This is a genomic window from Streptomyces odonnellii, assembly GCF_000981895.1.
Taxonomy (GTDB): Bacteria; Actinomycetota; Actinomycetes; order Streptomycetales; family Streptomycetaceae; genus Streptomyces; species Streptomyces odonnellii.
In genome coordinates, this window is the sequence record NZ_LATD01000448.1 from 1 (window position 1) to 11,624 (window position 11,624).

The following is an 11,624-nucleotide window of genomic DNA, read 5'->3' on the forward strand; positions in this document are numbered from 1 at the left end:
AGGGAGAGGGGCCAGCGGCCTGGAGCGGCTCCGGCCAGGGACCCGGGCGGCGGGGTCCGGGGGTTGAGTGTGCGGCGGCGGGGCTCCGATCGGGGCCCCGCCGCCGGGCCGGCGGGTGCTGACCTGGTGGGGTTCCAACCGCGGCCGTCGCCGTGCTACTCCTGCCCGTACCGAGGGTCGACCGACTCCGGCGCCAGCCCCAGCAGCTCCGCCACCTGCTCGACCACGACCTCGTGCACCAGCATGGCGCGTTCGTCGCGGTTCTTGGTCCGGATCTCCACCGGCCGCCGGAAGATGAGGATGCGCGCGGGCTGCTCCTTGTCCGCGGGCACCGAACTGCCCAGCGGTACGGTCTCCTCCTGAGTGGTGGGCACGTCCATCACCATGAACTCGACATCCGCAAGCTGCGGCCAGCGCCGTTCCAGCCGGTCCACGGAATCCCGGACAAGATCACGGAACGACTCCGAGCGACTGCTGGAGAGCGGCACCTGCGGAGGTGCGACGGGTCCGCGCATTCCGCGGCCGTGTCGGTCGCGCCGGCGCGGTCGTGGTTCGATCGGGCGGGGCGGTACGGGACTGTCCATCACTGACGCAGGGTAGCCCTCCCCGGCGCCCACCGAACGCGCCGTCGCCCCGCTCGTACCTCATGTCGCATATTGAGCATTCCGGCCAAGGTTGGGCTCGAATGCATACGGTGCTGCGATCACCGATCTCATTGCTCTTGACAGGTTTTGTACCAAGTGGTGACTGGGTGACAGCTTGTCGCTATCCCGTCACGCGTCTTCCCGTGCAGGTCAGAGGGGTTGCTTCCAGCCAAGTTGTGGCCGAACTCACGGTGCGACACGGGGGAGTGACCTGGTGGAGAGTCGTCGCGGCCCGCTCAAGAGTGCGGTACCGTCCAACGTCGTGAGCCCTGTACGTCGCTGTTCGCGCACCGCGTGCGGCCGCCCTGCTGTCGCGACACTGACGTACGTCTATGCCGACTCGACCGCGGTCCTCGGCCCGCTCGCCACCTACGCCGAGCCTCACTGCTACGACCTGTGCGCGGAGCACAGCGAGCGGCTGACGGCGCCGCGCGGCTGGGAGGTCGTCCGGCTGACGGACGGCTCGGCTCCGGCGCGCCCGAGCGGCGATGATCTGGAGGCGCTCGCCAACGCCGTACGGGAAGCCGCCCGCCCCCAGGAGCGCGCGGCCGAAGGCGGTGGCAAGCCGGCGCGCGGGGCGGATCCGATGGAGGTCGGGCGCCGGGGGCATCTGCGGGTGCTGCGCTCGCCCGAGTCCTGAGCCGCTGTTTCGCTCTGAGTGCTTCTCTCCGAGCCCACTTCCTGGTGTGAGCCCCCTCCCCGATGTGAGCTCTCGCCTCGACGCGAGTCTCCTTCCCGGTGTGAGTCCCCGCCCCGCTGGTGTGAGTCCCTGCCCTGCTGGCGTGGGTCCCCTTCCCGATTTCCGCTACGGATCCTGTGCGGGCCATTGACCTTCACTTGTCGCGGACACGACCATTCCTGCACTCGTGAGAGATCAGTTTCCGTATCGCGGAATCCGGAGGACTGTCGTGTTCGTACAGCAACTCGAACCTGTCGCCGACTCACTCGCACTCTCCGCCCTCGTCGCCGCGTTACCTCTGGCCACCGTGCTGATCCTGCTCGGTGCCGTACGGATGAAAGCGCACCTCGCGGGGCTCATCGGCCTCGCCGTCGCGATCGCCGTCGGCTGGCTCGCGTACGGAATGCCCCTCGGCCAGACCCTCTCCGCCGGTGCCCAAGGGGTGCTCTTCGGGCTCTTCCCGATCATGTGGATCGTCGTCAACGCCCTGTGGGTGTACCGGATGACGGTCCGTACCCAGCACTTCGACATCCTGCGGCGCTCCTTCGGGCGCCTCTCCGACGACCCCCGCATCCAGGCGCTCGTCATCGCCTTCTGCTTCGGCGCGCTGCTCGAAGCGCTCGCCGGTTTCGGCGCGCCCGTAGCGATCTGCTCGGTGATGCTGGTCGCGCTCGGCTTCGACCCGGTCAAGGCCGCCGTCGTCTCGCTGGTCGCCAATACCGCGCCCGTGGCCTTCGGCGCCATGGGCACGCCGGTGGTGACACTGGCTCAGGTCACCGGACTGCCGCTCGACACGGTCGCGTCAGTCGTCGGCCGGCAGACCCCGCTGCTCGCCCTGGTCGTACCGCTCGTGCTGATAGGGCTCGTCGACGGCAGGCGCGGGCTGCGCGAGACCTGGGTGCCCGCGCTGGCCTGCGGAATCGCCTTCGCCGTCGCGCAGTTCGCCGCCTCCAACTTCGTATCCGCCCAGCTCGCCGACATCGGCGCCGCGCTGGCGGGGGCCGCGGCCCTGGTGGCGGTGCCCTCGGCACGCAAGCCCGCGGCGGAGCCGGTACGGGCGGCGGTCCTCACGGGCGTACGGAGCGAGGATCTGGACCGCGAGGATCCGCGACCGGAAGTGCTGCGCGCCTACGCGCCGTACGGACTGATCGTGGTGATCTTCTCGGCCGCCCAGATCCCGCCGGTCAAGGACCTGCTGGCGAAGGCGACCCGGCTCTTCGACTGGCCCTTCCTCGATGTGGCGGACTCGGCCGGTAAGCCGGTCGGCGCCAATGTCTTCTCCCTGCCGCTCGTGGCCACGGGCGGCACCCTCGTCCTGCTCGCGGGTCTGTTCACGGCCGCCGTACTGGGCGTACGGGCGGGGGACGCGGCGCGGGAATGGGTGGGCACGGTACGCGAACTGCGCTACGCCATCCTCACCGTCACCTCCGTACTGGCCCTCGCCTATGTCATGAACCTCTCCGGACAGGCGGCCACCATCGGCCACTTCGTCGCGGCGGCGGGCGCCGGGCTGGCGTTCCTCTCGCCGATCCTGGGGTGGTTCGGAGTCGCGGTCTCGGGCTCGGACACCTCGGCCAACGCGCTCTTCGGCGCGCTCCAGGTCACGGCGGCGAGCGAATCCGGCCTGTCGCCCGAGCTGCTGGCGGCGGCGAACAGCTCCGGGGGAGTGCTCGGCAAGATGATCTCGCCACAGAATCTGACGATCGCGTGCGCGGCGGTGGGGCTGGCGGGGAAGGAGGGGGATCTGCTGCGCAAGGTGCTGCCGTGGAGTCTGGGGCTTCTCCTCGTGATGTGCCTGATCGTGGTCGGGCAGAGCACGGCTGTGCTGGGATGGATGCTGCCCTGACGTCCCCGGGGCCCGGCCCGGCGTTCCTGGGTGGCCGCCCGACGTCTACGGGTGGCGGCCCGACGTCCCCGGGCCCCGGCCCGACGTCTCCGGGTCCCCGGCTTGGGTAGTTTGGCGTGGGCTGCGTCGTGGGCGCAGTGGCAGCACATATGGAGGGGTGGCCGTGGCCGATTTGTCGCAGCTCGTGAAGGCTTACGACGTGCGCGGGGTGTACCCGGACCAACTGGACGACCGGCTCGCGGAACTCTTCGGCGCCGCCTTCGTCCAGGTCACCGGCGCCGACGCGATCGTCATCGGCCATGACATGCGGCCCTCCTCGCCCGGACTGGTGTCGAGCTTCGCGCGGGGAGCCGTCTCGCGCGGAGCGGACGCCACGGTCATCGGGCTGTGCTCCACCGATCAGTTGTATTACGCGTCGGGGAGCATGGAGCTGCCGGGCGCAATGTTCACGGCCTCGCACAACCCGGCCCGGTACAACGGCATCAAGATGTGCCGGGCGGGCGCGGCTCCGGTGGGGCAGGACACGGGCCTGGCGGAGATCCGTACGCTGGTGGAGGGCTGGCTGGACGCGTTGGACGCGGGCGCGCCGGGCTCCGTGGAACGGCCGGGGGTACGGCCGGCGACGCGACCGGGAACCATCACACAGCGTGACACGTTGTCCGAGTACGCCGCGCATCTGCTGTCCCTGGTCGACCTCTCCGCCATCCGCCCGCTGAAGGTCGTCGTGGACGCGGGGAACGGCATGGGCGGACACACGGTCCCCACCGTGTTCGCCGGCCTGCCGCTCGACGTGGTGCCGATGTACTTCGAGCTGGACGGTACGTTCCCGAACCACGAGGCCAATCCGCTGGACCCGAAGAACATCGTGGACCTCCAGGCCCGCGTCCTGGCCGAGGGCGCGGACCTCGGCCTGGCCTTCGACGGCGACGCCGACCGCTGCTTCGTCGTCGACGAGCGCGGCGCCGGCGTCTCCCCGTCGGCGATCACCGCGCTGGTGGCGGCGCGCGAACTGGCCAAGCACCCGGGCTCCACGGTGATCCACAACCTGATCACGTCCTGGTCGGTCCCCGAGGTCGTCAGGGAGCAGGGCGGCACCCCCGTCCGCACCCGCGTCGGCCACTCCTTCATCAAGCAGCAGATGGCCGCCACCGGGGCGATCTTCGGCGGCGAGCACTCCGCGCACTACTACTTCCGCGACTTCTGGAACGCCGATACGGGCATGCTCGCCGCGCTCCATGTCCTCGCGGCCCTCGGCGGCCAGGCCGGACCCCTGTCCGCGCTGGTCTCCTCGTACGACCGCTATGCCGGCTCCGGGGAGATCAACTCCACGGTGGACGACCAGAAGGCCCGTACCGCCGCGGTCCGCGAGGCCTTCGCGGTGCGCGAGGGCGTGACCTTCGACGAGCTCGACGGGCTGACGGTGACGGGTGCGGACTGGTGGTTCAATCTGCGCCCCTCCAACACGGAACCGCTGCTGCGCCTGAACGTGGAGGCGCGCGACCCGGCGACGATGGCCAGGATCAGGGACGAGGCACTGGCGCTGATCCGTTCCTGATCCACTCGTGCTTCGCTCCTGATCCGTTTCCTGATCCGTTCCTGAGGCGGTGGAACCGGCTCCTGGACCGGGGGCCGGGCGCGCCAGGAGTTCAGCACCTGGAGTTCGGCCACTGGAGTTCACCACCTGGAGTTCAGGAAGGCGGAGCCCGGCGTCATCGCGGAAACCATCGAGTGAGCCCCACCCCGGCCCTCGGCGGTAGGCTGACGTGGCCCGATCCACCCGTTTCTGCTCGCCTGTTCGAAGGGACACCACTCCCATGCCGCTCGAAGCCGGCCTCCTGGAGATCCTCGCCTGCCCGGCCTGCCACGCGCCGCTCAGCGACCGCACGGCGGCCGACACCCCCGAGCTGATCTGCACCGGTGAGGACTGCGGCCTGGCCTATCCGGTACGGGACGACATCCCCGTTCTCCTCGTGGACGAGGCACGCCGCCCCGCCTGACCACCCCCCTTCCAGGCCAGGCGCCCCACCAAGCGCGCCACGGCGTCCCGCGCCGGGCGATCGGAGGCCCATCCCATGCTCGACGAGTCGCTGCTCGACGCTCCCGACGCGCTGGCCCGCGCCGACCGCCGCGGACTGCTCCGCGGCGCCGCCGAGGCCGGCGCCCGGGTACGTACCGCCCTGCGGCACACCGCCGAGGCCGGAATCGCCGCGCTCGCCCCCGAGGGCCGCCCCCGCGCCGTACTGATCGCGGGCTCGGGAGCCGCCGCCACCGGTGTCGCCGATCTGATCGACGCCCTGGCCGGCGGCACCGCGCCCGTCACCCGGCTGCGCCCCACGGGTGTCGCCCCCGCCGCCGGCGCGCTGCGCTGGGCCCTCCCGGGCTGGGCTGGCCCGGTGGACCTGCTGCTGATCGTCACCACCGACGGCGGCGAACCCGGCCTCGCCCTCCTCGCCGAACAGGCCTACCGCCGCGGCTGTACGGTCGTCGCCGTCGCACCCCGGCAGTCGCCCCTGACCGAGGCGGTCGACGGTTCGCGCGGTCTCCTGCTGCCGATGGCCGCCGCGCCGAACGAGTGGCTGGAGCGGGAGCCCGTCCAGGTCGCCGGACCCGGCGCGCTCTGGGCCCTGCTCGTCCCGCTGCTCTCCCTCCTCGACCGCGTCGGCCTGATCAGCGCGCCGACCGGGACGCTGCAACTCGTCGCCGACCGGCTGGACCGTACGGCCGAGCGCTGCGGCCCCGCCATCGCGACATACAGCAACCCGGCCAAGACCCTCGCCGCCGAACTGGCCGACAGCCTCCCGCTGATCTGGACGGAGGGCACGGCCGCGGCCCCCGCCGGGCGCCGCTTCGCCGCCGTACTGGCCGAGCTGGCCGGCCGGCCCGCCCTCGCCGCCCAGCTTCCGGACGCCCTCCCCGCCCATGGCGCGTTGCTCGCCGGTGACTTCGCGGGCGGCGCCGACCCCGACGACTTCTTCCGCGACCGGGTCGAGGAGCGCCAGCCCCTGCGCGCCCGGATCGTCCTGCTCCGTGACCGCCCGGTCGGCGGGCTCACCGCGGCCCCGGCGGCCCGCGAACTCGCCCTGGGCCATGACACCGCCATCAGCGAACTCGAACCCGAAGAGGGCAGCGAACTCGAAGCCCTCGCCGAGCTGATCGCCGTCACCGACTTCGCCACCGTCTATCTGGCCCTTGCCGGAGGCGCCCCCGTATGACCCGCTTCCGTACGACATGACCCGCTTCCGTACGATCTTTCGCGCGGCGTTCCTTCGCGCGGCGACCGTTCGTACAGCGCTCCTTCGTGCGGCGCTCCTTCGTACAGCGCTCCTCCGTACGGCGACCCTTCGTACGGCAACTGTTCGTACGGCGTGGGAACCTTCGTCGGCACCACACCCGCGCCGTCGGCGCACACCCCACGTCGTCACCCCCGACTCGTCCCTCCCCGCAGCAGAAAGCTCATCCCATGGACCGCCTGTCGAACACCGTGCGCCCCTACGCCTGGGGCTCCACGACCCTCATCCCGGAACTGCTCGGGACCGCCGCCACCGGCGAGCCCCAGGCGGAGATGTGGATGGGGGCCCACCCCGGAGCGCCCTCGCGCCTCGACCGCGGTTCCGCCCACGGTGAGCAGGCGCTCTCCGACCTCATCGACGCCGACCCCGAGGCGGAACTCGGCGCGGCAGCGGCCCGGAAATTCGGCCCCCGTCTGCCGTTCCTCCTCAAACTCCTCGCCGCCGCCTCCCCCCTCTCCCTCCAGGTCCACCCCGATCTCGCCCAGGCGAACCAGGGCTACGAGGACGAGGAGCGCCGGGGCGTCCCCGTCGACGCCCCCCACCGCAACTACAAGGACGCCAACCACAAGCCCGAACTGATCTGCGCGCTCACCCCCTTCGACGGCCTCTGTGGCTTCCGCGCCCCCGCCGAAGCCGGCGAACTGCTCGCGCGCCTGGACGTCGACTCGCTCAAGCCGTACGTCGATCTCCTCCACGCCCACCCCGAAGAGGCCGCGCTGCGCGAGGTCCTGACCGCCGTCCTCGGCGCCGACCCCGCCGCCATGGCCGCCACCGTGGCCGAGGCAGCCGCAGCCGCCGAGCGGCTCGGCGGCGACTACGCGCCGTACGCATCGATCGCGCGCCACTACCCCGGCGACCCCGGTGTCATCGCCGCCATGCTGCTCAACTACGTACAACTCCAGCCCGGCGAGGCCCTCTTCCTCGGCGCGGGCGTCCCGCACGCCTATCTCAGCGGCCTCGGCGTCGAGATCATGGCCAACTCCGACAACGTCCTGCGCTGCGGCCTCACCCCCAAGCACGTGGACGTTCCCGAACTCCTCCGGATCGTGCGCTTCGAAGCGAGCGAGCCGGATGTGCTTCGCCCGCAGGCATCGCCCTCCGGCGAGGAGCTGTACGAGACGCCCATCGACGAGTTCCGGCTCTCCCGCTTCGCCCTCGCGCCCGGCGCCGCACCCCGCGATCTCACGGCCGGCACCCCCCAGATACTTCTCTGCACGGAGGGCACCCCCCGGGCGAACGATCTGGACCTGACACCCGGCGCCTCGGTGTTCGTCCCCGCGGGCGAGAAGGCCGAACTGTCCGGTACGGGCACTGTGTTCCGCGCCACAGTGGTGGTCTGATTCACCGCCCCCGCTCACGGCTGCAACAATGTCCCGCCGTACCGCGGCGCCAGGGCCGCGGCACCGAGGAAGGGACACCACGCACGCATGAGCGCGTCAGGCGGAACCAAGGCGATCGTGGCGGCACTGGGCGCCAACCTCGCGATCGCAGTAGCGAAGTTCGTGGCGTTCGCGTTCAGCGGTTCGTCGTCGATGCTCGCGGAGGGCGTGCACTCCGTCGCGGACTCCGGCAACCAGGGGCTGCTCCTTCTCGGCGGCAAGAAGGCACAGCGGGAGGCGACGCCGCAGCACCCCTTCGGCTATGGGCGCGAGCGCTACATCTACGCCTTCCTCGTCTCCATCGTGCTGTTCTCGATCGGCGGCATGTTCGCCATCTACGAGGGCTACGAGAAGATCAAGCACCCCCATGAGATCGAGGCCTGGTACTGGCCGGTCGGGGTGCTCGTCTTCGCGGTCATCGCCGAGTCGATCTCCTTCCGTACGGCGATAAAGGAGTCCAACGCCACCCGTGGCTCGCTCTCCTGGAGCGAGTTCGTCCGGCGCGCCAAGGCCCCCGAACTCCCCGTCGTACTCCTGGAGGACCTCGGCGCGCTGGTCGGCCTGATTCTCGCGCTCGGCGGTGTGTGCCTCTCCCTGGCCACCGGCGACGGCCTCTGGGACGGCATCGGCACCCTCTGCATCGGTGTCCTCCTCATCCTGATCGCGCTGGTCCTGGCCGCCGAGACGAAGTCCCTGCTCCTCGGCGAGTCCGCGGGCACGGAGGACGTCGAGAAGATCGAGGCGGCGATCGTCGACGGCGACGTCGTCACCGGCATCATCCACATGCGTACGCTCCACCTCGGCCCCGAGGAACTCCTGGTCGCCGCCAAGATCGCCGTACAGCACGACGACACGGCCGCCGAGGTGGCCCGCGCGATCGACGCCGCCGAGTCACGGATCCGCGAGGCGGTCCCGATCGCCCGGGTGATCTATCTGGAGCCGGACATCTACAGCGAGTCGGCAGCCGTCGCGGGCACCAACCCCGGCAAGGCGCCCGGCGGCCCAGGTGCCGCCGCCCCGGACGTCGCTCACTGACCTCGCTCACCGATCTCACTGATCCCGCTGTGACTCGGTCCCGTCCTTCGACCTGATCCCGTCTGACTCGATCTCATCGCCCTCTCTTCCTCGTTCGACTGTGGGCCGCTGGGCCGGTCGGTGTAGATTCGTGACCAGTGCCAGACGTCGCTGCTGATGGCGGTCGGGCGGTCCGCCAGCGGACCGGCCGAGGGAGAGAGGGCCTCCGACGGACTGACCCGCGAGCGCTCGGGCATTCGTATGCCCTTCGCCGCAGAGCCAGCCGTACGCACCCACCCTCGACCCGATCCACGAGGAGCAGCTCGCTATGACGACTGTCGCCAACCGACAGGACTTCAAGGTCGCCGACCTCTCGCTCGCCGAGTTCGGCCGCAAGGAGATCACGCTCGCCGAGCACGAGATGCCCGGTCTGATGTCGATCCGCAAGGAGTACGCGGCGACCAAGCCGCTCGCCGGCGCCCGTATCACCGGCTCCCTGCACATGACCGTGCAGACCGCGGTCCTCATCGAGACCCTGACCGCCCTCGGCGCCGAGGTCCGCTGGGCGTCCTGCAACATCTTCTCCACCCAGGACCACGCCGCCGCCGCCATCGCGGTCGGCCCCGAGGGCACCGTGGACAACCCCCAGGGCGTCCCCGTCTTCGCCTGGAAGGGCGAGACGCTGGAGGAGTACTGGTGGTGCACGGAGCAGGCCCTGACCTGGCCGAACACCCCCACCGGCGGCCCGAACATGATCCTCGACGACGGCGGTGACGCCACCCTCCTCGTCCACAAGGGCGTCGAGTTCGAGAAGGCCGGCGAGGCCCCGGACCCGGCGACCGCGGACAGCGAGGAGTACGGTCACATCCTGACCCTCCTCAACCGCACCCTCGGCGAGAACCCGCAGAAGTGGACCCGCCTGGCGTCCGAGATCCGCGGTGTCACCGAGGAGACCACGACCGGTGTCCACCGGCTGTACGAGATGCAGCGCGACGGCGTCCTCCTGTTCCCGGCGATCAACGTCAACGACGCCGTCACCAAGTCGAAGTTCGACAACAAGTACGGCTGCCGCCACTCGCTGATCGACGGCATCAACCGCGCCACCGACGTCCTCATCGGCGGCAAGGTCGCGGTCGTCTTCGGCTACGGCGACGTCGGCAAGGGCTGCGCCGAGTCCCTGCGCGGCCAGGGCGCCCGCGTGATCATCACCGAGATCGACCCGATCTGCGCGCTCCAGGCGGCGATGGACGGCTACCAGGTCTCCACGCTCGACGACGTCGTCGGTATCGCGGACATCTTCGTGACCACGACGGGCAACAAGGACATCATCATGGCCTCGGACATGGCCAAGATGAAGCACCAGGCGATCGTCGGGAACATCGGTCACTTCGACAACGAGATCGACATGGCCGGCCTGGCCAAGATCGACGGCATCGTCAAGGACGAGGTCAAGCCGCAGGTCCACACCTGGACCTTCCCGGACGGGAAGACGATCATCGTCCTGTCCGAGGGCCGTCTGCTGAACCTGGGCAACGCGACCGGTCACCCCTCGTTCGTGATGTCCAACTCGTTCGCCGACCAGACCCTGGCCCAGATCGAGCTGTACACCAAGCCGGAGGAGTACCCGACCGACGTCTACGTGCTGCCCAAGCACCTGGACGAGAAGGTCGCCCGCCTCCACCTCGACGCGCTCGGTGTGAAGCTCACGACGCTCCGCCCGGAGCAGGCCTCGTACATCGGTGTCCCCGTCGAGGGCCCGTACAAGCCGGACCACTACCGCTACTGATCCACCCCCGCTGACGCGCTGCCACTGAGCCACGGCAGCGGACCCCGGCGGTACCGGACAGGCCCCCGCACCCCCGTGTCGGGGGCCTGTTCCGTGCACCGACGAGCACGTGGCCGAGGCACACCCGTCCGCGTGCGTATGCGCGTACGCGGAAGAACGTCAGCAGGCGAGTCAGTCGGCGACGATCCGAAGGACCCGAACTCGCCGAAGGGCCCGAAGTCTCCGAAGGACTCGAAAGACCTGGAAGCCCCCATGCCCCGCGGCCGTTATTCGCTCCATGATCCGCATGATCACTCCCCTCTCGGTGATGAGCACTTCCACTGCGCGCCAGGCCCCTCCGGCTGGCGCTATGTCTCCCAGATCACCACTCCCTCCGGCGGCCACGCCGGCTCCGTCGATCTGGCCCTCGACGAACTCGGCCGCCCCATCCGTCTCGAACTCCACGCCGCGAGCTGGCAGGTCCGAGGCGCCGCCCTGGACGGCGTCACCTGGGTCCGTACCGACCCCTCCGGCGCCCATGCCACCGAAGGCACTGTGCGCGCCCATGCCTTCACCGGCATGTCCCCCGCCTTTCTCGTAGCGACAGCGAGGCTTCTGCGGCTCACCCCAGGTTCCCCCGCGACCCGCGTCCGCCTCGTCGCCTTCACCCAGCCCGTACTGGCACCCCGGACCGTCGATCAGTCCTGGGCGCTGGTGAACAGTGAAGCGTACGCCACTGACAATGGCCCCCTGATCGTGGACGAGTACCAGGTCAGCGCTCTGGACACCGGTGAACAGCACACCGTCCACCTCGCCGGGGACGTGGTCGTCTCAGCCCCCGGCATCGAACTCGAAGACCTCGAAACACCGCCCTCCGCCATGTCCTGACGGGCAGGCCCGGAGGACAGCCGGCCACAGCTATGCCGGCGGGGCGAACCCCGTGGCCGGCGGCGCCTCGGGCGACGAGGGCCGAGAAGGCGTAGAGGCGGGGGGAAGAGGGGCAGCGG

10 protein-coding genes are annotated in these 11,624 nt (G+C 70.5%); 9 read left to right on the forward strand and 1 reads right to left on the reverse strand.

The window, feature by feature from the left end:
* Positions 1–155: 155 nt before the first annotated feature.
* Positions 156–584, reverse strand: coding sequence for a metallopeptidase family protein (locus WH07_RS32555; RefSeq protein ID WP_079023747.1), 429 nt, complete (start codon positions 582–584; stop codon positions 156–158).
* 274 nt (positions 585–858) lie between these two features.
* Here WH07_RS32555 and WH07_RS32560 point away from each other — a divergent pair, with 274 nt between their 5' ends.
* The 9 genes from WH07_RS32560 to WH07_RS32600 all read left to right on the forward strand — a co-directional run bounded on the left by WH07_RS32560 (position 859) and on the right by WH07_RS32600 (position 11,505).
* Positions 859–1,284 carry a DUF3499 domain-containing protein gene (locus WH07_RS32560; protein ID WP_046508138.1) on the forward strand — a complete coding sequence of 142 codons (426 nt, stop codon included), beginning with the start codon at positions 859–861 and terminating at the stop codon, positions 1,282–1,284.
* Between the two features lie 268 nt (positions 1,285–1,552).
* A complete protein-coding gene (locus tag WH07_RS32565) occupies positions 1,553–3,169 on the forward strand; it encodes an L-lactate permease (RefSeq protein ID WP_046508140.1) in 1,617 nt (538 codons plus the stop codon).
* Between the two features lie 163 nt (positions 3,170–3,332).
* Complete coding sequence (locus tag WH07_RS32570) at positions 3,333–4,724, forward strand: phosphomannomutase/phosphoglucomutase (RefSeq protein WP_046508142.1); 1,392 nt, start codon at positions 3,333–3,335, stop codon at positions 4,722–4,724.
* 259 nt (positions 4,725–4,983) lie between these two features.
* A complete protein-coding gene (locus WH07_RS32575) occupies positions 4,984–5,166 on the forward strand; it encodes a Trm112 family protein (protein ID WP_046508144.1) in 183 nt (60 codons plus the stop codon).
* Between the two features lie 75 nt (positions 5,167–5,241).
* A complete protein-coding gene (locus WH07_RS32580; RefSeq protein ID WP_046508146.1) occupies positions 5,242–6,381 on the forward strand; it encodes an SIS domain-containing protein in 1,140 nt (379 codons plus the stop codon).
* Positions 6,382–6,629: 248 nt separating this feature from the next.
* On the forward strand, positions 6,630–7,799 hold the full coding sequence (manA, locus tag WH07_RS32585; RefSeq protein WP_046508148.1) for a mannose-6-phosphate isomerase, class I: 1,170 nt from the start codon (positions 6,630–6,632) through the stop codon (positions 7,797–7,799).
* A gap of 87 nt (positions 7,800–7,886) precedes the next feature.
* Entirely contained in the window at positions 7,887–8,873 is a 987-nt protein-coding gene (locus tag WH07_RS32590; RefSeq protein WP_046508150.1) for a cation diffusion facilitator family transporter, read from the forward strand.
* Between the two features lie 307 nt (positions 8,874–9,180).
* Positions 9,181–10,638 carry an adenosylhomocysteinase gene (ahcY, locus tag WH07_RS32595; RefSeq protein ID WP_046508152.1) on the forward strand — a complete coding sequence of 486 codons (1,458 nt, stop codon included), beginning with the start codon at positions 9,181–9,183 and terminating at the stop codon, positions 10,636–10,638.
* A gap of 252 nt (positions 10,639–10,890) precedes the next feature.
* Complete coding sequence (locus WH07_RS32600) at positions 10,891–11,505, forward strand: hypothetical protein (protein ID WP_046508154.1); 615 nt, start codon at positions 10,891–10,893, stop codon at positions 11,503–11,505.
* The last annotated feature ends 119 nt before the right edge of the window (positions 11,506–11,624 follow it).

Coding starts and splice junctions, on each gene's coding strand:
- WH07_RS32555 (WP_079023747.1), bottom strand. CDS start 584: ATGGACAGTCCCGTACCGCCCCGCCCGATCGAACCACGACCGCGCCGG.
- WH07_RS32575 (WP_046508144.1), top strand. CDS start 4,984: ATGCCGCTCGAAGCCGGCCTCCTGGAGATCCTCGCCTGCCCGGCCTGC.
- WH07_RS32580 (WP_046508146.1), top strand. CDS start 5,242: ATGCTCGACGAGTCGCTGCTCGACGCTCCCGACGCGCTGGCCCGCGCC.
- manA (WP_046508148.1), top strand. CDS start 6,630: ATGGACCGCCTGTCGAACACCGTGCGCCCCTACGCCTGGGGCTCCACG.
- WH07_RS32590 (WP_046508150.1), top strand. CDS start 7,887: ATGAGCGCGTCAGGCGGAACCAAGGCGATCGTGGCGGCACTGGGCGCC.
- ahcY (WP_046508152.1), top strand. CDS start 9,181: ATGACGACTGTCGCCAACCGACAGGACTTCAAGGTCGCCGACCTCTCG.
- WH07_RS32600 (WP_046508154.1), top strand. CDS start 10,891: ATGCCCCGCGGCCGTTATTCGCTCCATGATCCGCATGATCACTCCCCT.